Source organism: Lujinxingia vulgaris (assembly GCF_007997015.1).
In the GTDB taxonomy this organism is placed as follows: domain Bacteria; phylum Myxococcota_A; class Bradymonadia; order Bradymonadales; family Bradymonadaceae; genus Lujinxingia; species Lujinxingia vulgaris.
Map to the genome: position 1 here is coordinate 87,827 of NZ_VOSM01000007.1, position 22,457 is coordinate 110,283.

17 protein-coding genes are annotated in these 22,457 nt (G+C 65.1%); 8 read left to right on the plus strand and 9 right to left on the minus strand.

The window, feature by feature from the left end:
- Positions 1-130: 130 nt before the first annotated feature.
- Positions 131-1,834 (plus strand): nuclease-related domain-containing DEAD/DEAH box helicase, encoded by a 1,704-nt coding sequence (locus tag FRC98_RS14365; protein ID WP_146982131.1) that lies wholly within the window; start codon positions 131-133, stop codon positions 1,832-1,834.
- Positions 1,835-1,931: 97 nt separating this feature from the next.
- Here the strand turns inward: FRC98_RS14365 and FRC98_RS14370 are convergent, their stop codons facing one another.
- Positions 1,932-4,526 carry a tumor necrosis factor receptor family protein gene (locus tag FRC98_RS14370; RefSeq protein WP_146982132.1) on the minus strand — a complete coding sequence of 865 codons (2,595 nt, stop codon included), beginning with the start codon at positions 4,524-4,526 and terminating at the stop codon, positions 1,932-1,934.
- 280 nt (positions 4,527-4,806) lie between these two features.
- Here FRC98_RS14370 and FRC98_RS14375 point away from each other — a divergent pair, with 280 nt between their 5' ends.
- From FRC98_RS14375 to FRC98_RS14385, 3 genes are all read left to right on the plus strand, one after another.
- Positions 4,807-6,072, plus strand: a complete 1,266-nt coding sequence (locus FRC98_RS14375) for an RNA polymerase sigma factor (RefSeq protein WP_146982133.1) — start codon at positions 4,807-4,809, stop codon at positions 6,070-6,072.
- A 164-nt stretch (positions 6,073-6,236) separates the two neighbouring features.
- Complete coding sequence (locus tag FRC98_RS14380; protein WP_146982134.1) at positions 6,237-6,575, plus strand: YciI family protein; 339 nt, start codon at positions 6,237-6,239, stop codon at positions 6,573-6,575.
- 115 nt (positions 6,576-6,690) lie between these two features.
- Positions 6,691-7,104 carry a VOC family protein gene (locus FRC98_RS14385; RefSeq protein ID WP_146982135.1) on the plus strand — a complete coding sequence of 138 codons (414 nt, stop codon included), beginning with the start codon at positions 6,691-6,693 and terminating at the stop codon, positions 7,102-7,104.
- 16 nt (positions 7,105-7,120) lie between these two features.
- On the opposite strand, the gene FRC98_RS14390 is transcribed toward FRC98_RS14385, so the two are convergent.
- Positions 7,121-7,843: a GAF domain-containing protein gene (locus FRC98_RS14390; RefSeq protein ID WP_146982136.1), complete on the minus strand. Its 723-nt coding sequence runs from the start codon at positions 7,841-7,843 to the stop codon at positions 7,121-7,123.
- 310 nt (positions 7,844-8,153) lie between these two features.
- Here FRC98_RS14390 and FRC98_RS14395 point away from each other — a divergent pair, with 310 nt between their 5' ends.
- Complete coding sequence (locus FRC98_RS14395) at positions 8,154-8,780, plus strand: hypothetical protein (RefSeq protein ID WP_146982137.1); 627 nt, start codon at positions 8,154-8,156, stop codon at positions 8,778-8,780.
- Between the two features lie 22 nt (positions 8,781-8,802).
- Here FRC98_RS14395 and FRC98_RS21600 read toward each other — a convergent pair whose 3' ends face one another.
- Positions 8,803-9,939, minus strand: a complete 1,137-nt coding sequence (locus FRC98_RS21600; RefSeq protein WP_230467630.1) for a hypothetical protein — start codon at positions 9,937-9,939, stop codon at positions 8,803-8,805.
- 155 nt (positions 9,940-10,094) lie between these two features.
- The gene (locus FRC98_RS14410; RefSeq protein WP_146982140.1) at positions 10,095-11,264 is read right to left on the minus strand and encodes a GNAT family N-acetyltransferase; all 1,170 of its coding nucleotides are present in this window, start codon (positions 11,262-11,264) and stop codon (positions 10,095-10,097) included.
- A gap of 148 nt (positions 11,265-11,412) precedes the next feature.
- Between FRC98_RS14410 and FRC98_RS14415 the strand changes: the two genes are divergently transcribed.
- Positions 11,413-12,225, plus strand: coding sequence for a nucleotidyltransferase domain-containing protein (locus FRC98_RS14415; RefSeq protein WP_230467631.1), 813 nt, complete (start codon positions 11,413-11,415; stop codon positions 12,223-12,225).
- 41 nt (positions 12,226-12,266) lie between these two features.
- Here FRC98_RS14415 and FRC98_RS14420 read toward each other — a convergent pair whose 3' ends face one another.
- From FRC98_RS14420 to FRC98_RS14430, 3 genes are all read right to left on the minus strand, one after another.
- On the minus strand, positions 12,267-13,643 hold the full coding sequence (locus FRC98_RS14420) for an NAD-dependent succinate-semialdehyde dehydrogenase (protein ID WP_230467632.1): 1,377 nt from the start codon (positions 13,641-13,643) through the stop codon (positions 12,267-12,269).
- 93 nt (positions 13,644-13,736) lie between these two features.
- Positions 13,737-14,738: a tRNA glutamyl-Q(34) synthetase GluQRS gene (gene gluQRS, locus FRC98_RS14425; RefSeq protein ID WP_146982141.1), complete on the minus strand. Its 1,002-nt coding sequence runs from the start codon at positions 14,736-14,738 to the stop codon at positions 13,737-13,739.
- A gap of 102 nt (positions 14,739-14,840) precedes the next feature.
- Positions 14,841-16,070 carry a hypothetical protein gene (locus tag FRC98_RS14430; RefSeq protein WP_146982142.1) on the minus strand — a complete coding sequence of 410 codons (1,230 nt, stop codon included), beginning with the start codon at positions 16,068-16,070 and terminating at the stop codon, positions 14,841-14,843.
- 215 nt (positions 16,071-16,285) lie between these two features.
- Between FRC98_RS14430 and FRC98_RS14435 the strand changes: the two genes are divergently transcribed.
- Positions 16,286-17,560, plus strand: a complete 1,275-nt coding sequence (locus tag FRC98_RS14435) for a D-alanine--D-alanine ligase family protein (RefSeq protein WP_230467633.1) — start codon at positions 16,286-16,288, stop codon at positions 17,558-17,560.
- Positions 17,561-17,616: 56 nt separating this feature from the next.
- Complete coding sequence (locus tag FRC98_RS14440) at positions 17,617-18,663, plus strand: DmpA family aminopeptidase (protein WP_230467634.1); 1,047 nt, start codon at positions 17,617-17,619, stop codon at positions 18,661-18,663.
- A gap of 132 nt (positions 18,664-18,795) precedes the next feature.
- Here FRC98_RS14440 and FRC98_RS14445 read toward each other — a convergent pair whose 3' ends face one another.
- Together FRC98_RS14445 and FRC98_RS14450 are read right to left on the minus strand one after the other, a co-directional pair.
- Complete coding sequence (locus FRC98_RS14445; protein WP_146982145.1) at positions 18,796-20,805, minus strand: IgGFc-binding protein; 2,010 nt, start codon at positions 20,803-20,805, stop codon at positions 18,796-18,798.
- Between the two features lie 128 nt (positions 20,806-20,933).
- Positions 20,934-21,893 (minus strand): 2-oxo acid dehydrogenase subunit E2, encoded by a 960-nt coding sequence (locus tag FRC98_RS14450; RefSeq protein ID WP_146982146.1) that lies wholly within the window; start codon positions 21,891-21,893, stop codon positions 20,934-20,936.
- Positions 21,894-22,457 lie beyond the last annotated feature (564 nt).

Below are 22,457 nucleotides of genomic sequence, written 5' to 3' on the forward strand. Positions count from 1 at the left end.
AAAACGCATCGATACGTTATGTTACGGCTAATCGCCCGGCCGGGCGCCAAGGGACGATTCAAAGACTTGCGAGGGGGGAGCGTTGAAGCGCTCTTCCTTATGATTCCGATGATTGTGGTTGGAGGAAGTGATGGCCGTCATGATTCCCGCGCATCCGCCGAAAGTGCACCTTGAGCGCCACGCTGAGCGCGAACTCTGGGAGCGTTTTCGCGACAAGCTCAGCGATGATTTTCGCGTCTACCACAGCCTGCCTTACCTGCGGCAAAACGGAGCGCAGGGGGAGATCGACTTTCTGGTGGTGCACCGCGAGCTGGGGATGCTGGTGGTGGAGTGCAAAGGCAAGGGGGTCGAGCGGGCCAACGGCCAGTGGTACCGAATGCTCAAGGAGGGTGGCCGCGAGCGCCTGGATAAGAGCCCGGCGGAGCAGGCCCGCGGTCAGGTCGAACATATTGTCAAAGGGCTGGGCGATCCGATGCGTCGGGCGATTGGCAACGACCGCACCAGCCACTTTCCCTTTCTCTACGGGTGGGCGGTGGCGTTTCCTTTCGGACCGGGGCCGAATAAAAAGACGCTGGATTTTCCGCCGGAGGTGTTGTTGCTCTCCCGCGATCTGACCGGCGATCTGGAGGGTGCGCTGGCCAGAATTATGGCCTTTCATGGCGCAAAACTACCGGTGCGGATTCCGCCTTTGAGTCAACCCCATTTTGAGGCGGCGTGTGCGGTGATCAGCCCCGATGTGGAGGTGCCTTTTGAGACGCGGGCGGCCAGCCTGGATCGGGAGCGGGAGTCGCTTGTGGAGCTCTCCGAGCATCAGCAATCGGTGGTGCGGGGGTTGATGGCCAACCCCCGGGTGCGAGTGCAAGGTGGGGCGGGAACTGGAAAGACCTTGCTGGCTCTGCACGCCGCCCGCGAGATGGCGCGGCGCGGAAAGCGGGTGCTCCTGACCTGCTTTAACATCGGGCTTGCCGAGCATCTGGCCGAGTGCATCGAGAAGCGCGGCGAGGGCTTTGAGGGGAGCATTGAGGTCACGCATTTCCATGGGCTCTGCGAGCGGGCCAGCGCGCTGCTCGGAAAGCCTTTCGGGCCGCCCCGGGGGGCAGCGCGCGAGGAGATCGTGGACTTCTGGATGCACCGGAGCGCTGCGATCCTGCTCGACGCCATTGTGGAGGGGCATGAGGAGGTGCGGGGCTGGGATGCCATCATCGTCGATGAGGGGCAGGACTTTGGCGAGGATTGGTGGGCGGTGCTCGACGAGTCGCTGGCCGACCCCAAGCAGGGCCACCGGTGGATCTTTTACGACGAGCGCCAGACGATCTTCGGGCGGCCTTCCTGCGTGCCTGAAGACGGCATGATCTTCGGGCTGAGTGAGAACTTTCGTACCACCCACGCGATCTGCGACGACCTCAATCAGCTCATCGACAGCCCGATGTATCCTCACGCGCTGGCGCCGGTGGGAGAGCCCACCAGCATCTACCCGATGTGGGGGCCATCGAAGACGCAGAAGAAGTTGGGAGAGCTCTTGGAGCAGCTGACCACGCGTGATGGCGTTGCGCTCGATCAGGTCGTGATCTTGAGCCCGCACAGCCCGGAGCGCTCCACGCCGGGAGCGCCCGGGGAGCTGGGCGGGGTGAAGCTCGTCTATGAGATCGCCGAACGCGGCCAGGGCGTGCTCTTTACCACTATTCAGTCCTTTAAGGGGCTGGAGGCCGAAGTCGTGATCCTGGTGGATGTGGACGTCGACAACGACTGGTATTCGCAGGAGCTTCGTTATGTGGCGGCGTCGCGGGCGATGCTGCGCCTTTATGTGTTTGCGAAGTCGAGCTGGCCGAACTGAGCAGCGCACGCGTCAGGCCGGGGTCTGAATATAGGCCGCGTTGAAACGAAAAAAGCCGCGCCCGTGGGGGCGCGGCTTTTTATACATTCAGGAGGATTTAGAGGACGTTTGCGTCCAGCCAGACGTTGATGTCGCCACTCTCCACATCCTGGAAGCGGTAGCTGAAGTTAACTTCCACAAGGTAGAGGCCGGGCTCAACGCTTACGAAGCCGGTGAGCGTCGTGTCGTAGAAACTAAAGTAACCGACGTAAGCGTCGCTCTGGTTGGCCCGGTTGACGTTGACGCTGTTGAAGAGGGGAAGCGCCGGGTCGCCGGTGGTCGAGGTGGTGACGTTGAGTCGGTAGGAGGGCAGGGGGAGCGCCTCATCGACGCGCACCGCAAAGAAGGTGGAGTCGGGGCTGAAATAGGCGTTGCCGTTTCGCTCCAGGGTGATCGCTTCGGCCTGCTCCGGCCCGCTTACATCGGTGAAGTCGAGCACGGGAATCGACCCCATGCTCACGATCGAGGGCTCGGAGAGGAACCAGCCCCTCTCTTCACCGCTCACCGCAAAGGAGAAGGAGTAGGTGCCGGCTTCTTCGAGGAGAAGGCGCAACGAGTAGTCCATCGGGCCATTGTAGACCTCGTCGCCGGCGGCGCTGGTGACCACTACGTCAAGATCGCCGCTGCCCGTGGAGTTCGGGAAGTTCACAACGACAAACTCGTCGGCCTGGGCTTCGTAGGTCATCTCCAGCGTCTCGCCAGGGGCGAGCGCCACGGCTTCGATCAGCAGGACTTGAAGGGTGGCCAGGCTCCCGAAGGAGCCGGAGTTGCCCAGCGTGAAGCCGAAGATGTAGTCCCCCTCAAGGCCGGTGAGCGAGACGTTGGAGTCGTAGCTGTCCTGGATGAAGACGCCGTCGCTGGGGTTGAGGAAGCGGTCGTAGACTTTGAAGATCTGCGCCATCATCTCCGGGTCGATCGACTCACCGTTCAGGTTGAAGAAGAGTTGGCCGAGCCAGTCGAAGTCGGCCGAGAACTCGGTGAAGATGTGGTAGCCCGGGGGCATGAACTGGTCATAGGCAATCTGGCGCATGCGGCCGCCAACCATGTCGCCGAGCTGGCGGACCTGCTGGCGGCGCAGACGCCACATGATGTTCTGGACGTCGTTTTCGGCGTTGGAATTGGTCAGAGTGACAGTGAAGGTGGTGTCGGCGGCGGCGCGCTCAAAGAAGTAGCCGGGGAAGGACTCCGTGATGTCATCCACACCGCGGGTGTCTTCAAGCGAGAAGATGATCTCATCGGCGTCGTCGCGGATCTCCATGGTGAGACCGATGGGGACGGCAGTGGCACCGATACCAAAGAACCCGCCCATGCCGCGGGTGAAGCTGCCGGCGAAGATCTCGCCGGCCTTCACGGTGACTTCGCGGGTGATGGAGTCGCCGGCGGGCACGTCGAAGGGGGTATTGAGGCGAACCTGGGCCTCATCGCTTCCCGGAGTGCGGTGGTACCAGTCGAGGATGATCGTGCCGTCTGCCATGAGCGGGTTGGCCATGGGCAGGTGGGCGCCGGCCGGCGGGAAGACCTCGCGCAGGCTCACGCCGATGGAGCCTTCCATGCCGGCGAGCTGAAGGAGGAACTGGGGGTTGTTTTCCAGGAACTGGCTGTCGAAGTAGGCGATCAGCTCGTAGTTCTCGGGGATATGTTCGAGCTCAAGCTCGATGAACTCGGCGTCGACCGTGGAGTCGACCACGAAGTAGTTCTGGCCGGGCTGGCTTAAGTCGATGGTGTAAGCCTGGTCATCGCTGAGCGCGGTGGGCTGGGCCTGGCCCTGATGCTCGAAGGTGGCTACGTAGCGCCAGTCGCCGCCGCCGTAGGCGTTGGCGCGCTCTTCGTCGCCGCTCAAGGCGCCGGGGATGATCTGGACGGTGTAGGTGCCCTCTTCGGTGAGGAAGAGCTGGCGGGCGTTGACGCCCTGGCCGAGGTTGCCGCTGAAGCGCTCATAGCCGTTGGGTCCGACGACGCGGAAGGCGGCGTCGGGAAGGCCCAGGTCATGGACCGAGACGTGCACCAGGTCGCCGAACTGGCCTTCAAAGGAGATGGAGGGCTTGACGGGGACGGGCACGCCGTCGGCGTCGAGGACCGGCGCACCCAGGGTGCCGGTGACGATCTGACGCTCACCTTCAATGAGCTCCAGGGTCACACCGGACTCCTCGCCGACTTTGCCTTCGGCGTCGAGGGTGACGTCGGCGTCGCGGGCGAGCTGCTCGGCTTCGGGGAAGCAGAGGCCGTCGAGGATAATGTCGCCGGGCTGGCAGCGGGCCTCCGGGGCGCAGCGCTGGGCGTCTTCGCTCCAGAGGGTGCCCTCTTCGCAGACGTCAGCGGTGGGCGCGCAGCGGCCGCTCTCGGCGTCGAGGACGGTGCCGGCGGTGCAGGCTTCTTCGGCCGGCACGCAGCTGCTGTCGTCGGCGCGGGTGGTGCCTTCGCCGCAGGTGGTGGGCTCGGCGACCACGCAGAGACCTTCGTCGTTTTCGACGGTGCCTTCGCCGCAGGCGGTGGGCTCGGCGACCACGCAGCTGCCGTCTTCTTCGACGGTGCCTTCGCCACAGGTGACGGTGACGTCATCGTCGCCGCCGCCGCAGGCGGCCAGGCTCAGCGCCATCGCGCCGCTCAGGGCGATGAGGCTTCGACGGGAGTTTCGAAAGAGGGAGAAGGTCATAGGGGACTCCTGTGGAGGAAAACGCGTGAGGATCGATGTGTTTGAAAATCTCAGGGACGGGGTGCGTGCAGAACTGCTGCCGCGCGTCGGACTCGCCCCTGCGAGGGATATAGGTAACAGGAGGCTGTTAACAGATTGTTACGAATCAGGCAAATCGAAAGCGCACGAATTTTCGCCCGAAAGGGTGAAATGAGGGAGGAAGTGTCCTTGAGGGGAGGCGGAGAAGACGGCAGAGTGAGCGCGTGGTCGGGTTAAGTTCTCGCCGGACAGGGGAGTTGGGATGGGAGATGTGGATGGTGGGTTTGAGGCGCTCTACCGGGAGCACGCGCCGGCGGCGCGAGCGACGTTGATTCGCCTTCTGGGGGATTTTGAGCTGGCCGAGGATGCGCTGCACGAGGCCTGGATTGTGGCGATGCAGAGCTGGGTGGATGATGGCGGGGCGCTGCAGCTGCCGGCAAACCCGCGGGCCTGGCTGATCTCGACGGCGCGTTTTAAGGGCATTGACCGGCTGCGGCGGCGGGTGCGCTACCGCGAGAAGTTGGCGCTGGTGGCGGCCGGGGAGCCCTCGGCCAGTGAGGCGACGCCGGAGCAGGCGCTGGTGGACGCGACCGTCTTTGAGGACGATCGGCTGCGTCTGATCTTTACCTGCTGTCACCCCGCGCTGAGCCGTGAGGCGCAGGTGGCGCTCACCTTAAGAGAGGTCTGCGGGCTGAGTACCGAGGAGATCGCGCGGGCGTTTCTGTTGCGCGCGCCCACGCTGGCGCAGCGTATTGTGCGGGCCAAACGAAAGATCCAGAGCGCGAAGATTCCTTACGCCATCCCCGAGGCGGCCGACATCCCGATGCGGTTGGAGGCGGTGCTCAGCGTGATCTACCTGGTCTTTAATGAGGGGTATGCGGCGAGCTCGGGAGATGCGTTGATTCGTCGAGAACTCTGCCTGGAGGCGATCGGGCTGGGGAGGCTGGTGGTGGATCTTCTGGAGGAGCCCGATGGGGAGGCGTTGGGGTTGCTGGCGTTGATGCTCTTGAGCGAAGCGCGCCGGGCGGCGCGCACCGACGGGGCCGGCGACCTGGTGTTGTTGGAAGATCAGGATCGCGCGTTGTGGGATGAAGTACTCATCGCGGAGGGGCGCGCGCTGGTGGCGCGCGCCTTTGCGACGGGGGAGGTCGGCGTCTATGCGTTGCAGGCGGCGATCGCCGCGGTGCACGCGCGTGCCGAGCGCTTTGAGGCGACCGACTGGGCCGAGATCGTAGCCCTCTACGATCTACTTTTTGAGGCCTCCGACTCGCCAGTGGTGGCGCTCAACCGGGCGGTGGCCCTGGCGATGCGCGACGGGCCCGCGGCGGGTCTGGAGCTTGTGGAGGCGCTTCTGCGCGAGGATGCGCTCAAGAATTATCACCTGGCGCACGCCGCCCGAGCCGATCTTTACCGAAGGTTGGGGCGGAGTGAGGATGCACGCGCGGCCTACCGGCGCGCGCTTGAGCTGACGGAACTTGAGCCCGAGCGCCGTTTTCTGAGCAGGCGTCTTCAGGAACTCGACGGTTAAGGTCGCCGGGGCGCGGTGTTTAATTACCGATGCATCAATGAGGCGTGTCGATCGCGGCCGTGCTTCTTCGACTACAGGATGAGCGTAAGGCAACGCCGGAAGTCGGGCGCGTGTGCGATCCTCGCTGCGCGCTCTTCCAACTCCCCCAACCCACGGAGGTTTTTATGAAGTATGTCTGTCTGGTGTACGGCGAAGAAGAGGCGATGCGCGGCGTCGATGACAATGTCTGCGCGGCCTACGGAAAAGAGCTCCAGGAGCGTGGGGCGTACCTGGGCGGCCAGCCCCTGATGAGTGTGGAGACGGCCACTACGGTGCGTGTGCGGCGCGGGGAGGTCACGGTGACCGATGGGCCTTTTGCCGAGACCAAAGAGCAGCTGGCGGGTTTTTATCTGATCGAGGCGCGGGACTTAAATGAGGCGATCCGCATCGCCTCGGGGATTCCGCCGGCGCAGGTGGGCTCGATTGAGATTCGCCCGGCGCGAGAGCTCAACGTCGACGGCTGAACTTTTTTGAAGGTGGGTGTCGATCGGAGCGAGCCCGCTTCGATCAGAGGGTGAAGCGCGCCGGGGGTGGTCTCCGACGTGCGTTCGACCCCAAACTGAGAGCCGGGAGTAAGCTATGAAAATCGTGACCTATCTAAACTTCGATGGAACCTGCAGAGAGGCGTTTGAGTTTTATGCCGGGGTGCTCGGCGGAAAGCTCACCATGCAGGTCGTCTCGGAGTCGCCTGCGGCCGAACATATGGCGCCTGAGTTTCAGGACTCGGTGATGCACGCCTGCCTGGAGGTGGGCGACCAGACGCTGATGGCCTCCGATACCATGCACATGGGGTATACCAGGCCCCAGGGGTTCTCGGTGTCGCTGCAGTTTGAGACGCCGGAGGAGGCTGAGCGGGTGTTTGAGGCGCTGGCCGAGGGTGGCGAGGTGAGGATGCCCCTGGAGCGCACCTTCTGGGCGCTGCGTTTTGGGACGCTCGAGGATCGTTTTGGCACGCCCTGGATGATCAACTGCAATGAGCGCGAGTGTACCTGAGCCGGGGCGGGGGGGCTTAGCCCTCGTCGCTGCCAGCCTGGGAGCGGAACTTCTCGGCGGCGTCGGGGTGAATGCCGTGGGTGACGGTGAGGCCGAGTTTGCTGCGCAGAAAATGCTCAAAGGTCATCCAGTCGTCGCCGACGCGGATGGATTTGGTCCAGGCGCACAGGGTGATGTAGCGCTCGGGATCCTGCATGTCGTGGAGGTTGGTGATGAAGCGCTCCAGGCTGCCTAAGAGCTCGCGGGTGGTCAGGCGAAGCTCCATCTGCTCCATGACCAGGGCGGCCAGATCGTGGAGGGTTTCGCGATCGCCCTCACCGAATTCGCGGGGCTCAAAACCCATCACGGCCAGCGCGCCCAGGCGGTGGCCCTGGCGGGTGAGCAGGGGGGCGGCGGCGTAGAAACGAAGTCCGAACTCGCCGGCCACCAGCGGGTGGGCCAGGCTTCTGGGGTCTTCGATGGCGTCTTCGATCATGTAGGCGTCGTCGCTGAAGACGACCGAGGCGCAGAGCCCCGGGTCGCGACCGACCTTCTCGACGTCCAGGCCGTGGCGGGCCTTAAACCAGACGCGATCTTCGTCGACCAGCGAGACCAGCGCGATGGGGGCATCAAAGACGCGCGCGGCCAGCTGCACGATGCGATCAAACGCGCCATCGGGAGGGGTGTCCAGGATGGCGAAGCGTCGAAGGGCTGCGAGTCGTTCGTCTTCGAGTTGGGCGGGGGGAGGGGAAGAGGTCATAATACTCCAAAAAAAGTCATCATCTCTGGCGTTGCCAGAGCGGAGCGGCGCTCAGGACCACTCCGTGTTGAATGTAGAAACGTTGACCGAGTCTCTAAAGAATAGAGGATGGGGTGTGGCTTTCCAAAAAGGGAAGGTGTCAGGGTATGTGACACTTCCACTGTGGGGTTTTCCTCGTGTGACCGGGGGCATGGCCCGGTTTCGACGAGATGAATACGGCAGGTTGATGGCTTCAGTACATGAAGAAGAGAGGCATCGGGTGAACGCAGAGGAGCCGCCAGGTGAGGGGGCTGAGACGAAGAGTCCCGGGATGGCGATCTGGGACGACTGGGAGAGGATCGAGCCTCATCGCGCGCAAGATGGCGAGGCGCTCGCGGCGAAAATAGATGCGCTGCCGCCTTCGAGCGGGCTGAGCATCGATCGGGCGCCGGGCGGCGAGGCGCTCTCCCTGGTGTATCGACCGCCTATGATGCGGGTGCTTAAGGCCCGGGTGACGCGTCGCGCCCTGGAGCAGGGGGGATGGTTGATTGTACTGGCGATCGTGGGATTCGGGCTACTGCAGCTCATGCCGGGGACGTCGGTCGAAGGAGATACCGGCCTGATCTTTCTGGCGATGGGGCTGGGGTGTTTTTTGCCGGCGTTGGGAGGCGTGTTCTCGGCGCTGCGCCACATCTTAAAGTGGACCGCGCCGCGTCGACTCGAGATTAAGGACGACTCGTTCTGGTTCAAGGAGGGGCGCACCCGGCTCGGGGGCGTGCGCGCTCAGCGAGATGAGCTGCGCGTGCGAATTGAGCAGAGCGATGCCTGTGCGGTGCTGAGTTATAAAAAGCGGCGAGTTGAGCTCTTGCCGCTCACGCCGGTCGAGCTGAAGGTGCTGCGCTATCACCTCATCGATGGGATGGGCGTGAGGGAGGAGGGAGAGGATGTGTCCTGGTAAGTGACACTCGCCAGGGGAGCGCTCAGGGCTCGAAGTTCCAGATGTTGATCGAGCTGGCGTTGAAGAAACGATCGGAGGAGCCGCAGCGCTGGTGCACGCTCGTGCGGCAGCGGCGATCGTGGTCGTAGGTCGCGCCGCGCGGAGTGTATTTGGCGTTGGGGAACTCCTGGCTCCAGTCGATGACGCCGGCGTACCAGATGTCGCCGGGGCGCCCCAGCCAGCCGTGTTCGTAGAAGCGGGGGTAGAAGGTCGGTTCAACACCAACTCCCGTTTCTGCGTCTCCTGCGTCGGGCTCGGCCCCGGGGTCGGTTTCCGGGATGTGCACGTAGACGTCGGCGGTGAGTTCGGCGCGAATGGCGCGCAGGTTGTCGCGGCTCTCCACAAAAGCCACGCCTACGTGCAGGCGTTCGATCGGCGGGTAGCGCAGGTTAAGTTGATGTTCCAGAGGGGCGGTGCGGTCGATGTCGACATGGATCGGCGCAAAGGCATCTTCGTTGAGCGCAGCGCCCAGACGCGTGAAGAGGCAGCGCTCGGTGTCGCCAAAGCCGGTGGCGTCCTCACGACAGAGGATGATCGCGGCGCGCGCGCCCATGGGGTTGCCGACCAGAGCGGGGTGGTCCCAGCTTAAGCGAAACTCAAGGGAGTCGGGGATGGGGGAGAGCCAGGTGAGCTCGGCAAAGTCCGTGCAGACCAGGCTCTGTCCGTTGTCGGGGTTGTGATCGCCCGGAGTTCCAATGACGTTGAGTGGGTCACAGCCGCCGCAGTGGTTGTGTTGTGAACATTCATCTCGTCCGAAGGGATCTTCGGGAAGTTCGGGCGGGTCGATGGGGCCGGCATCGACCTCAACGTCGGCGTCAGCGCTCGCGTCTACGTCGGCGTCAGCGCTCGCGTCTACGTCGGCGTCAGCAGCGTCCTGGTCGGCGGGGTTTGTATCGCCAGTGTCGAGGTCGCTGTCGGTGGCGTCATCGCCTGTATCCGGCGTCGGATCCTCTTCCACCGGGGTGCAGATGCCGGCGTTGCATGCCTCTCCCGTGAAGCACTCGGTGTCGTCGCTGCAGCTCACGGCCGAGTCGGAGGAGCAGGCGCTCAGAGTCAGCGCGCTGAGTATGGCGAGTCCGAGCGCGATCGGAGCATGGCGAGTGAGAAAGGCGTGTGTCATGGGTGAGCCATCGGAGCGGCGAAGAGGAGGTAAATCGCGATCATCGCGATGGACGATGGTCGCTGGAGAAGACAGCTGAGAGGTGCAGGCTAATCGAAGAGCGCCTCTCTGGCCAAACACTTCGTCTCGTGGGCGTCAACGGGGGCGATGATCGCTCAACCGTTTTTAAGCGGGCCCATCTCGCGCAGCTCGTCGATGTGGGCGTCGACGGCGTGATGTTCGCGCTCGACGAAGTCGCGTACTGCCGCGCGCAGACGTGTGTCGGCGATGTAATGCGCGCTGTAGGTGGGCGAGGGGGTAAAGCCGCGTTCGTACTTGTGGTCGCCGCCGGCGCCGGGCTCAAAGACCTCAATGCCGTGGGCGATAGCCCACTCGATGGGGGCGTAGATGCAGGCCTCAAAATGGGCAAATCGCACCTCGCGCTCGCAGCCCCAGTAGCGGCCAAAAAGATGGGTGATGTCCGCCAGGTTAAAGGTGCCCCCGAAGGGGGCGCCGTCTTGCTCGAGCATCACCAGGTGGAGATTCTCGCGCAGGCTGTGGGCGATCTCGATGAAGAAGCGCTCGTTGAGGTAGCGCTGGCCGTAGACATGGGCGTCGACGGTGTTGGCGTAGTAGCGAAACATGCGCCGCATCACGTCCTCGGTGAGCGCGTCGCCCTGGAGGATGCGGGCGTTGACGCCCTCGCGTGAGAGGTCGCGGCGCTCGCGGCGGATCGAGGCGCGGCGTTTGCTGCGAAAGGCTTTGAGGAAGTCGTCAAAATCTTCAAAGGGGGCGTCGTGGAGCGGGGAGTGATTCTTCCAGTGGTATTGCATGCCGGCGCGGATCGGCAGGTCGAGGTCTTCGAAGAGGGCGCGATCTTCGGGGCGAATGAAGTTGAAATGCAGCGAGGAGAGCCCGGCGTCACCGGCCAGCTGAATGGCGGCCTGGACAAGGGCGCGGGCGATGGCGCCGGCGTCGGGGTGATCGGGGGCGACCAGCACGCGCGCGCCGCTGACCGGGCTAAAGGGCACGGCGGCCACGGCCTTGGGGTAGTAGGGGATGCCCACGCGGTGGGCGGCCTCGGCCCAGCTCCAGTCGAAGACGAACTCCCCGCGGGAGTGGAACTTCAGGTAGAGGGGGACGGCGCCAATGAGCTGATCGTCATCGTCAAAGGCGCAGAGGATCTGGGGGACCCAGCCGCTGGCCTCATCGAGGCAGCCGGAGCGCTCCAGGGTGCTCAAGAAGGCGTGGCTGACAAAGGGGTTGGTGATGCTGGCGATGGCGTCCCACGCCGCGGCGCTCAGGTCGCTGACGCCGGCGCGGACTTCAATGCGGATCGATCTCATAGCTGCCTCAATCTACGTCGACTTCGTGGGGGAGCGCTGGCGGTGGTGCGAACGCAGCCCCTGCACTGTGTGACTTCGTAACGGGGGAGCGTCTGGCAAGGAATGCGATTGTTTGAGGCGGGCGTTCTGTGCGACGATAGAGGGGCAGATGACGAGCCCGACTCAGACCTTTTACGCACGCCCAGGAGCGCTGGATATGCAGGTGGCGCAAGATCAGATCGTCAAAAAAGTCCTCGCTCGGCAGCCCTACCCGATGCTCTTTGCGAGCGTGGTGGGGAGCCATCTTTACGGCTTTCCCTCCTTTGACTCCGATCATGACATCCGCGGGGCGCATATTCTTCCGCTGGAGAATGTGGTCGGCCTCTACAATGAGCGCGAGACGCTGGAGCTGATGGAGTCGGTCGATGGCGAGAAGATCGATTTTGTCTCGCACGATGTTCACAAGTACTTCACGCTTTTGCTCAAGCGAAATACCAACGTGCTCGAGCAGATCTACTCGCCGCTGATTCATCATCGCACCGCGTATTTTGATGAGCTGCGGGAGATCGCCGGGGAGTGTCTGACCAGCAACCACGGGCATGCTTATCGCGGGTTTGCCCAGAAGATCTGGGCAGTGTTTGAGAAGCAGCGAAAGCTCAAGCCACTGCTTTATGTGTTTCGCACGCTTTTGACCGGGCTCAACCTGATGGAGACCGGTGAGGTGGAGGCCAATATCATGCGCCTGAACCACCGCTACCGCCTGCCTTACCTGGGGGATCTGATCGCGTTGAAGCTGCACGGCTCGGAGGAGACTCTGATGGAAGACGCCGATATGAGCTTCTACGAGGGGGAGTTTCGCCGGCTGATGCGACGGCTCGACGACGCGCGTTTTCATAGCGATCTTCCCGAAGAGCCGCGCGGCAAGCCCGAGCTCCACGATCTGCTGGTGCGGATGCGTCTGGAGCACGGGCAGGCCGGCTGATTCGGCCGACGGGGCTTAGCTTTCAACATCTTCGGGGGGCGTCAGGCCACGTAGATGGTCTTGATGTTGGTGAACTCGTGGATGCCCTCGGCGGCGAGTTCGCGGCCGAAGCCGGAGTCTTTGATGCCGCCGAAGGGCAGGCGCGGGTCGCTTTTGACGATCTCGTTGACGGCGACAAAGCCGGCGCGCAGCCGCCCGACGAGGTTGTGGCCGCGGCTGCGGCTGGTCCAGATGCTGGCGCCCAGACCGAAGTCGCTGGTGTTGGCGAGCTCAATGGCCTCGTCGGTGTCGCGTGCGCGCACTACGGCGGCGACCGGACCGAAGGTCTCTTCGGCGAAGGCGGGCATCTCGGGGGTCACATCGATAAGCAGGGTGGGGGCGTAGAAGTAACCCGGGCGGTCGAGAGGTTCGCCGCCGACCAGGCAGCGCGCGCCCTGGCGCAGGCTGCGTTTGACCTGTTTATGAAGCTCATCGCGAAGATCTTTTCGGGCCATGGGGCCCACGTCGGTGTCTTCGTCATGCGGGTCGCCGACCTTGAGCGCTTCGATGGCGCTTTTAAAACGCGCGACGAATTCGTCGTAGATGGCGTCTTCGACGATGAAGCGTTTGGCGGCGATGCAGCTTTGCCCGTTGTTCTGAAAGCGGCCCTGCACGGCTTTATCGACGGTTTTGTCGAGGTCGCAGTCCGCGAGCACCACGAAGGGATCGGAGCCGCCGAGCTCAAGCACGCATTTTTTAAGCGATTCGCCGGCGACCGAGGCCACGGCGCGGCCGGCGCGGGTGGAGCCGGTCAGGGTCAGCGCGGCGACGTCGCTGTGGCGGATGAGCTCTTCGGTTTTGCGGTTGTTGAGAAAAAGATGCTGGAAGGTGCCCGCCGGGAAGCCGGCCGCGTCGAAGAGCTCGACGATGTCGCGGGCGCAGCCCGGGGTGCTCGAGGCGTGTTTGAGCAGGGTGACGTTGCCGGCCATCATCGCCGGTGCGGCGAAGCGGAAGACCTGCCAGAGCGGGAAGTTCCAGGGCATGATCGCCAGCACCACGCCTAAAGGCTCGTAGGTGACGTAGGAGTCGGAGGCCTCGGTCTCAATGTGGCGGGCTTCGAGCAGCGTGCCGGCGTGGTCGGCAAAGTACTCGCAGGCCCAGGCGCATTTCTCGACCTCGGCGCGGGCCTGGGTGATGGGTTTGCCCATCTCATCGGTCATGCGGCGGCTTAAGTGGGTGATGCCGCGGCGCAGCTCGTTGGCCAGCAGGCGGAAGTGGCGTGCGCGCTCGACGATGGGGGTGTGACGCCAGCGCTCAAAGCCCTCGCGCGCGGCGTTGAGGCGTTGGACGACTTCGTCGTTGGTGTGTTCGGGGAACTCGGCGATGAGCTCTTCGGTGGTGGGGTTGATCGCGCGCATGAGCACCTCGGGTAAAAGCATGGGGAATCATCTGGGTTGGCGGGGGCCAATCTAATCGCGGGGGCGCCGGGCACAACCGGGGGGTGGACGTGAGAATAAGCGACGTTGCGAAGTTCAGTGGCGCTCGGGGTGATCGCGAAGATCGCGCAGGGCGTCGGCGGAGAGCTCCTGGAGAAGTTCGGTGGCGGAGAGGCGCGCGCCCTCGGCCACCCAGCCCAGGCTGTGCGCCAGCAGGCCGATGACCGCCGGGGCGTCGAGACCGCGCTCACGCAGCACATCGAGGGCGTCGGAGCCGTCGCGCTTGGAGAGGCGCTCGCCAGCCTCATCGCGCATCAGGGGCACGTGCCAGAAGCGGGGAGACGGCTGGTCAAAGGCCTCAAAGAGCGCGATCTGGCGAGCGGTGGAGTCGAGCAGGTCGTCGCCGCGCACCACGTCGGTGATGCCCATCAGCGCGTCGTCGAGGACGACGGCGAGTTGGTAGGCGAAGATGTCGTCGGCCCGGCGCAGCACGAAGTCGCCGACGTCGCGGGCCAGGTGCTGGCGCTGGGTGCCGCAGATGAGATCGTCAAAAAGCACCTCGCGCTCGCCAGCCACAAAACGCCAGGCGGGGGGGCGATCGGGGCGCTCCTGCTGGCGGATTTCGCGCTCGGAGGCGCTTAAGTGACGGCAGGTGCCCGGGTAGATGATGCCGCCGGGGCCGTGAGGGGCGCTGGCGGCCTCGGCGATGTCTTTGCGCGAGCAGTAGCAGGGGTAGACAAGGCCCCGGGCCTGCAGGCGAAGCAGCGCGGCCTGGTAGAGCCCCACGCGCTCCGACTGGCTATAAGGGGAGGCCGGGCCGCCGAGGTCGGGGCCTTCGTCCCAGTCGAGGCCGAGCCAGCGAAGATCGCTTAAGATCTTCTCGGCGCTGCCCTCGCGCACCCGGGGTTGGTCGAGATCTTCCATGCGCATCACAAAGCGCGCGCCGGCCTGGCGGGCTTGCAGCCAGGCGACGAGCGCGGTGCGCAGGTTGCCGGTGTGCAGATCGCCGGTGGGGCTGGGGGCGTAGCGGCCGGCGGGGCCCTGGCGGCGAAGCTCAGCGGCGCGCTCAAAGAGAAGGTCGAGATCGGGGAGGGTCATGGGTGAGGCAGGGGGCAGAAGGGGCAGGGCAGCGAGGGCGCGTAGTATAAACGCATTCGCCGCGCTGCCCACCTGCACATTCAGCTCGCCCCGGGGCCGGGGTCAGCGTCGGGTGGGGAAAGAGGAGCTGGGCGCGGGGGTGTCGGGAGCGACCCGCGGCGCCGGCGCCTTTCTGACCGGTGGTTCGTCGGCCTCGTGGGAGGCGTCTTCGGCGTCTTTTTCGTCGGCCGGTGTGTCGGAGCGGGCCGGTGTGAGGGCGTCGGCGTCTTCGGCATTTTCAACACTGGTGGCCGACGCCGGCTCGACCGCGGTGTCGGAAGAGCCTTCGGCGGTAGCGTTGGCCGGCGCCTCCTCGCTCTCGCAGTTGGCGCGCACCGGGCAGAACTCCGGGCTCGTGGCGTCGAGGTAGCTCTGCGGGGGCATGCGCACAAAGGTATGTTCGGGGCGCAGGCGAAAGCGTCCGGCGGGGATGTGCTCTTCGGCGGCAGCCATCGCGGCGACGGGATCTTTGAAGGGTCCAAGAAGGCGTGCGGTGGGGGCCTCATAACGCTCGACGGCCACCTCGCGCAGCTCGGCGGCCTGGCCAAAGCGGCCACCGGCGTTCTCGACCTCCACAGTGGTGGTCTCGCCAGTGGTGTGGCGCACGTCGCTCAGGCTCACAAGCAGCACGCCGTAAAAGGGGCCGTTATGCGGCGGGCTTAAATCCTGGCGGGTGTAACTGAGGATCATCGCGCCGTTTAGGTTGTTATCGGGACGAAAGGCGCAGAGCTGCTCGGTGCGCAACACGCGGATGGGGCCGCGCTCCTCCAGCGCGATCTCGACTGTGGCCAGGTCCATATCGTGGCGGCCCACGTAGAGGCGGTCGCCGCGGCGGGCGTCGTGGCTGGCGAAGAGTGCGAAGATGGGGCTGCGGGCGTTGGGCCGCTCCGCGAAGAAGCAGTGGGCAGCGTGGGTATCGCGGCCGCGCAGCGAACGCTGCGCGATGCCCTCGGTGATGACCGGATCGACGGCGACCGTATGCCAGCCCAGGCGCCCCTCGTAGGTAGTCTGGGCGGTGCTGAGCACGTCGGGCTCTCGCCAGGGATGCTCGGGCCGCGGGCCGTGGGCAACCTCGCGGATGGGAGGCGGCATCGTGCCCTTATAACTCATGCGCTGGGCGATGGTGGCCTGCTCGGCGGCCAGGTGCACCAGCAGCTCCGCGCGGCGCAGCGGGGGTTGGATGCACTCCTCGCAGCGCACCTCCTCGGGCTCGGCCGGGGCGCTGGCGCAGCCCTGTGTGGCGAGCAGCGCGCAGCAGAGCGTGGCGATCACGATCGGAGCGTGACGTGGCATCTTCGTCCCCCTCAAAATAGTTTTGAGAGCGCCGCGGGTTCGCATCGCCCCGCGGGCTCTAACGTATTGAACTTAATAAAGAATTTAATCACCGGCTTTCGCGCGAAAAATGCGGGGTGGGGGATTGACCGCGCCCCTGGCGAGCGCAAGATCGCGCCACGCGAAGCAGTCTTGTGTCGCGGGCAATGAACGGTCTGGCCGCAGGGGAGACACGCATGATTTTGATCACGGGACGACGCGCTCCGGAGGTGCCTCAGGTGCTTGTGGAGCAGGGCTTTGAGGTGGAGATTCGCGACGGCGCAGCGCCGGAGCAGGCCGCCTCGGGGCAGGTAGGTGTTGAGGCAAAAGGGGAGGCGGAGGTGGTCGTCATTGAGGGCGATCAGGTCGCGTTGCAGCGCTTTTTGGGGGCGGGGAGCCAGGTTAAGCCGCGCAGTGGTCGCGCGCTGCGCGTGGCCTTTACCTACAACGTCAAACGCGGCATCGCCGGGGATCAGGAGGCCGAGTTCGACTCGCCGCGCACGATCTCGGCGATCGTGGAGGCCTTGCAGGGCTGGGGCTACGAGGTCGTGCCCATCGAGGCTGGCCCCGATCTTCCCGCCCGCCTCGATGAGGTGGCGCCCGACCTTGTGTTCAACATCGCCGAGGGCTGGCACGGGCGCAGCCGCGAGAGCCAGGTGCCGGCGATGCTGGAGTACCGCGGGATTCCCTTTGTGGGCAGCGACTCCGTATCGATCGCGCTGACCCTCGACAAAGTGCTCGCCAAACGCCTTGTGGCCTCGGCCGGGCTGGATACGCCGGCGTTCCAGGTGTTTCGCGCGGCCGATGAGCCGCTTAACCCCGCGCTGACCTTTCCGCTGATCGTCAAGCCGGCCTGTGAAGGGTCGAGCAAAGGCATTGGCGAGGGCGCGGTGGTGCACGATGAGGAGGCGCTGCGCGCGCGGGTGCGTCATTTGCGCGAGCGCTACAATCAGCCCGCGCTCGTCGAGGCCTACATCAGCGGGCGAGAGTTTACGGTGGCGGTGGTCGGGAACGGGGCGGAGCCCTGTGTGCTGCCGGTGCTGGAGGTGGCGTTTAATGAGGCCGCCGGGGCGTTCCCGGTCTACAGCTATGAGATCAAACAGGAGATCGTGGCCGGGGCCCGCTACCTCTGCCCGGCGCCGATTGATCGGGAGTTGGCTGAGCGCCTGGCGCGCCGCGCCCGCGAGGTGTTCAGCGCGCTGGAACTTCGCGATCTGGCGCGGGTGGACTTTCGTCTGGCCGAAGACGGCACGATTCACTTTCTGGAGGTCAATCCGCTCCCCGGGCTTACCCCCGATTACAGCGATGTGTGCCTGATCGCCTCGGCGGCCGGTCTGACCTACCAGACGCTGGTGGGGCACCTGATGCGCGCGGCGCTCACGCGGATGGGCTTTCCCGAAGAGGCAATGCCCGGCGTGGTGCCGCTTTCCACTCTGGCGGCAGGCGTGGGCCTGGGGGAGGCCGTGGGTTGAGCGAGCAGGTTAGCGTCAGACCCCGCGGCCGAAGGCCGCGGGCGCGGGAGGCCGGCGTGCGCATCGGGAGGCTCCCCTGTGGGCCGCTCAACGCCATTACGGACGTGGCCGGGGTCAAGGTGGGGCATCGCACCCTGATGTCTTACGACGGCCAGGTGCGCAGCGGCGTGACCGCGATCTTGCCCAACGACAACCCCTACGAGGAGCGCGTCATCGGCGGGAGCTTTACGCTCAACGGCGCTGGCGAGGTCTCGGGGCTTGTGCAGGTCAACGAGTGGGGGTTGATTGAGACGCCGATCTGCCTCACGAACACCTTGAGCGTGGGCGTGGTGCAAGACGCGGTGGTGCAGTGGATGGTGCGCCGCCACCCCGAGATTGGCCGCCGCGGCGATGTGCCGATTCCCCTTGTTGGCGAGTGCGATGACTCCTGGCTCAACGACATCGCCGGCGGTCACCTGCGCGCCCAGCACGTCTACGAGGCCCTCGACCGCGCGCGCGGCGGCAAAGTGCGCGAGGGCAACGTCGGCGGCGGCACGGGCATGATCACCTGCGACTTTAAAGCCGGCGTGGGCACCTCCTCACGCCGTTTTGGGCCGCCGGAGATGAGTTACACCCTCGGGGTGCTCGTGCAGTCGAATTTCGGGGTGATGAACGATCTGCGCATCGCCGGGGTGCCCGTAGGCCAGGTGCTCGAGCGCGACTACGAGGGCTACGACCGCCGCCGGGTGAACTACGGCAGCATCATCGTGGTCTTTGCCACCGACGCGCCGCTTTTGCCCAAGCAACTCGAGCGCGTCGCCAAACGCTGCGCGCTGGGGCTGGGCCGTGTCGGCAGCATGGCCGCACACGGGTCCGGCGAGATAATTCTGGGGTTCTCGACCACCAACATCGTGCCGCGCCACCCCGTAGGCTGGACCGGCTCGCTTGTGTACCTGCACGACCAGCACACCCGCGACCTCTACGAGGCCGCCATCGAGGCCACCGAAGAGGCCGTGGTCAACAGCCTCTTCGCCGCCGAGTCGATGTCGGGCTTTCTGGGCCGTTATGTACCCTCGCTCCCCCTCGACGACGTCCGCGAGATCATGGCCTCCCGCGGCTGCTAATTTTCTCGATCAGGGAGTTTTCTCAATCAGGGAGAAAGGCTGCGTAGAACGCCGTCAAGATAGGCTTACGGCGTGTCAGGCCCTGGGATGAGAGCAAGACGGCTTCCGATCCCTGAACAAAAAAATTGGAAATTAGCGATCGCTGGCGGCTTCCAGGTTCAGGCCGCCCGGGGAGGCGTAGGAGACGTGGCAGGCGTAGCCGTAGCCCACAACACCGAAAGGCTCGTCGGCGCTCAGGGTGTGGAAGCCGGCGTCGACTTCCAGGGTGGCGACCTCGAAGCGGCCGCGGCTTCCCACGAGCTCCCAGCGGGAGGCGGGGATGGGTTCGCCGTCGATGCGTACCTCCTGGCCGGTGGGCACGATCACATTGAGATAGTCGCGCTCGTAGTTCTGGGGGGTGAGCACGATGTAGTTGTCGCGGAACTGGTCGGTGGGCACGCCCGCCGACATCGCCGGGTCGCCGATGCCGGTGGGGTTGTTGAAGTCGATGCCCTCGTCGCATTCGCGGGGGATGCCCAGCCAGTTGGAGCCGACCATGTACTGCATCAGCGCCACGGGCTTGCTGGCGCCGAGCTCAAAATGCTCGCGGGCCTCAAACTGGCGCCATTCGCCGGCCTGAAGCGTGCGGCCGTGCACGCCGTCAATCGGCGGGTCGGTCTGGATCTGGGTGCCGTCTTCGGAGGCGATGACGCGCCAGATGTCGGGCTCGGGCTGGGAGCCCACCGCACGCGGGCTGAACTTGGAGCCCACATAACGGGTGCCCCAGGCCTCCACCGGAAGCAGCACCGACTCGATATGGTCGCAGCGGTTCACACCCAGCACGACGTTGCCGCATTGGTGGCCGCCAAAGACGGTGATGGGCTGCTCGGCGATGATATGCGTGCCGGTTAAGTCGGGGCAGGGGGAGGTCTGCTCGGGCGGGCCGTCGGGGGAGGCCAGGCAGCCCTCCTGCTGCGCGGCGCTGAGCTCCACGCCTGAGGTCGACAGGTTCAGCGACTGACCCGGAGCCAGGGTAAAGACCCGCTCCTCACCGGCGGGGATCGCCGGCACGCCCGGCCCGCTGATGACCTCGGCCGAGGGGGTCACCCGCACCTCGTTGGGCTGGTTGGTGGAGTTGACGATCGTCAGATAACCGCGGATGCGCGTGGTGCCCCCTCGGAAGTACCAGCTCATGCCAAAGTACTCGCGGCCCACCGAGTTGGTGGGAAGCAGCAGCGTGCCGTCGTTGGAGTAGACATCCACGTTGTTGAGCGGGTTGAACTGGTGGGCCACCACCGGGATGGAGCTCGTAACGCGGATGGCGTGATCGTCAAAAACGCGGGTGCCGCTGTGGTCGTAGCCCACCGGGATCGAGAAGATGCGCGCCTCTCCCGGGGGAATGGTCGTATCAAAAGGCAGGCCCTGGCTGTCGTTGAGCAGCTCGCGGCTGGTGGCGCCCTCAAAGAGGCGCACCCGGGCATCGAGCTCCTCGTTGGGGTTGGTGATGACGATGGCGTGGGGCTGGCTCAAGGCTTCTTCGAAGTTGTCGAGGTCGGCCGACCAGTACTCGCAGCCGATGTAGCTTGAGACCTTGGTGGAGATCTCGCAGAGCTCCTCGCAGGCCCCGTCAAAACACTCGGTGCCGGTGGGGCAGCGCTGGCCGGGGACGTAGGCGCCGGCCTCGTTGCAGACCTCGAGTTGGTCGCGGCCCAGGCAGCGGTTGATGCCCGCCTGGCACTCGGGCTGGCCGCAGCGGCCCTCCTCGCAGGTGGCGCCGCCGGGGCATTCGGCCTCGCGCCACGCGGTGCCGGTGGCGTTGCAGAAGCGCTGCAGGCCCTCGTCGGTGCAGGCGTCAAAGGCGCCCGGCTCGCAGAGCTGGTCGGTGCAGCGGGCCGAGGCCGCGTCGCAGCGAAGCTCCCCCTCGCAGACCGTGGTCTCCCAGCCGGTGGCGTCGGCGCGGCATACTTCCAGGGTCACCGCGTCGTCGCAGCGCGCCTCCCCGGGCACACACACGGTAGCCGTGTCGCCGGCGTCGTCGGTGGTGTCGGCATCGCCCGGCGTGGAGGCGTCGGGGCCCTCGGTGGGGTCGACTGGCGAGGAGCAGCCGGCGGCAAGGAGCGCCGCCAGCATCAGCGGGAAGAGCGTTGAGAGAGGTGAGCGCACGTTAAACCCTGGTGGTGGAAACAAAACACGCGGCCTGCCACCAAACAGCGCAGGCCGCGTGCTTTATGCCGGGGCGGCGCTCACCTGCCTGGTGAGCGCCGCCCGGGGAAGAGACGCCGGGCGTAGGATCAGGCCGGGGTTTTTGCCGAAGATTCGGGCGTGCGCCGCTTGGGCGCGTCGGCCGGCGCTTTTTCAGCCTTTTTCTCGGTGGCGGGTGCCTCGGGCTTTCCCGCTTCCGCGCCGCCACGTTTAAAGCTCTCGGCCGGCGGGTGGTGGTAGGCCGGGTCCATCAGGCATTCGCGCATCGTCGTGACGAGTTTGCCGATGTGGTAGCCGTCGTAGCAGCGGTGATCCAGCGTGAACGACGCGCTCATCACGTCGGCCACCTTCACCTCGCCATCGACCACCGCCGGGGCCTTGTGGACCGCCCCGGGCAAAAGCACCAGCGGGGTGCGCGCGGCGGGCACCAGCGGCGCAAGCCCCAGGCGAATGTTAAAGGGCGCGCAGTTGGTGACCATGCCGCTCCCGAAGGGATCGTCGCGAATGCCCAGCTTGCCAAGGTCAATGGGCACCGCGAAGGTCAGAATATCGACCAGGCGCATCACCGAGGGGAGCAGCAGCGGCGGAATCTTATCGATCATCGACTTGGTCTGCTCGATCTCCTCGTCCTGCCCCTTACGCACGCGGGTGGCGCGGCTGTGCAGGTACTCGGCAATCTCGACAATCGAGAGGCGGTCGGCGTTGCGGATCTTCACCCCGCTCAAATCGGCGTCTTTGCCGTCGCCGCCGGCCACCGCCACCTGGCAGAAAATGTCGATGTTCTCGCGCTGCAACACCCGGTTGCCCACCACGATCACGTTGAGCTCGGGGTAGAGCGCGAACATGATCGCCATCGATTTGACCAGATACGCCGTCATCGTGACTTTCTGGCCAGAATACTCGCTGACTTCCTCCAGGTAGGTGAGGATCTTGTCGGCCGGGTGGGTCTCATGGCCGTAGACGGTCGGGTCGGAGGGGCGGTTCCACATGCCCACCGAGAGCTTTCGCCAGGAGGAGGTGCGGGTGGGTTTTTTCCAGAGTTTGGCCATCGGGGGCTCCCGTTTGCGGCGCCGAGCGGGTCGGCGGCGTTGGTAGTAGACGACTCAGCAGCGCCGCGAATGTAGCGGTCGCGCTCGCCAGCATCAAGGGAACCGGCGTGTACACAGGGTGATGCCTGGCGAGTGGTGACGAAGGGGCGCTGAAGGTCTCTGGGCGGTGTTCGTCGACGCGACGAAGCGCTGCGATTACCTATAAGGGGGTATTCTGTGAAGTGACGAAGGGGTGCTTAAGGGCTTTGGAAGGGCTTCGTCGAGGTGACGAGCGGCTAAAATTACCCATAAGGGGGTATTCGTCGCGTCGACGAAGGGGGTTTTGAGGGCTTCGGAAGGTGTTCGTCGCGTTGACGAAGGGGGGCTTACTACGCTGTGAGCAGAAGTTGACGCTGGTGGATGCGAGATTGAGTGTGACGCGGGCAAGGCGCAAAACGCAGGCGATGCTTTAGCATCGTCGAGGCTTTGCAACGCAGCCCGCGGTGCTCTCAATGCAGCAGACACAGCGTCAATGATAGCTCACGGCGTAATGGGCTTCGGAGGGCTTTTGTCGATTTACGTCGG

Bases quoted from the DNA above. Each gene is read 5' to 3' on its own strand.
- FRC98_RS14365 (WP_146982131.1), top strand. From the start codon at position 131: ATGGCCGTCATGATTCCCGCGCATCCGCCGAAAGTGCACCTTGAGCGC.
- FRC98_RS14370 (WP_146982132.1), bottom strand. From the start codon at position 4,526: ATGACCTTCTCCCTCTTTCGAAACTCCCGTCGAAGCCTCATCGCCCTG.
- FRC98_RS14375 (WP_146982133.1), top strand. From the start codon at position 4,807: ATGGGAGATGTGGATGGTGGGTTTGAGGCGCTCTACCGGGAGCACGCG.
- FRC98_RS14380 (WP_146982134.1), top strand. From the start codon at position 6,237: ATGAAGTATGTCTGTCTGGTGTACGGCGAAGAAGAGGCGATGCGCGGC.
- FRC98_RS14385 (WP_146982135.1), top strand. From the start codon at position 6,691: ATGAAAATCGTGACCTATCTAAACTTCGATGGAACCTGCAGAGAGGCG.
- FRC98_RS14390 (WP_146982136.1), bottom strand. From the start codon at position 7,843: ATGACCTCTTCCCCTCCCCCCGCCCAACTCGAAGACGAACGACTCGCA.
- FRC98_RS14395 (WP_146982137.1), top strand. From the start codon at position 8,154: ATGGCGATCTGGGACGACTGGGAGAGGATCGAGCCTCATCGCGCGCAA.
- FRC98_RS21600 (WP_230467630.1), bottom strand. From the start codon at position 9,939: ATGACACACGCCTTTCTCACTCGCCATGCTCCGATCGCGCTCGGACTC.
- FRC98_RS14410 (WP_146982140.1), bottom strand. From the start codon at position 11,264: ATGAGATCGATCCGCATTGAAGTCCGCGCCGGCGTCAGCGACCTGAGC.
- FRC98_RS14415 (WP_230467631.1), top strand. From the start codon at position 11,413: ATGACGAGCCCGACTCAGACCTTTTACGCACGCCCAGGAGCGCTGGAT.
- FRC98_RS14420 (WP_230467632.1), bottom strand. From the start codon at position 13,643: ATGCTTTTACCCGAGGTGCTCATGCGCGCGATCAACCCCACCACCGAA.
- gluQRS (WP_146982141.1), bottom strand. From the start codon at position 14,738: ATGACCCTCCCCGATCTCGACCTTCTCTTTGAGCGCGCCGCTGAGCTT.
- FRC98_RS14430 (WP_146982142.1), bottom strand. From the start codon at position 16,070: ATGCCACGTCACGCTCCGATCGTGATCGCCACGCTCTGCTGCGCGCTG.
- FRC98_RS14435 (WP_230467633.1), top strand. From the start codon at position 16,286: ATGATTTTGATCACGGGACGACGCGCTCCGGAGGTGCCTCAGGTGCTT.
- FRC98_RS14450 (WP_146982146.1), bottom strand. From the start codon at position 21,893: ATGGCCAAACTCTGGAAAAAACCCACCCGCACCTCCTCCTGGCGAAAG.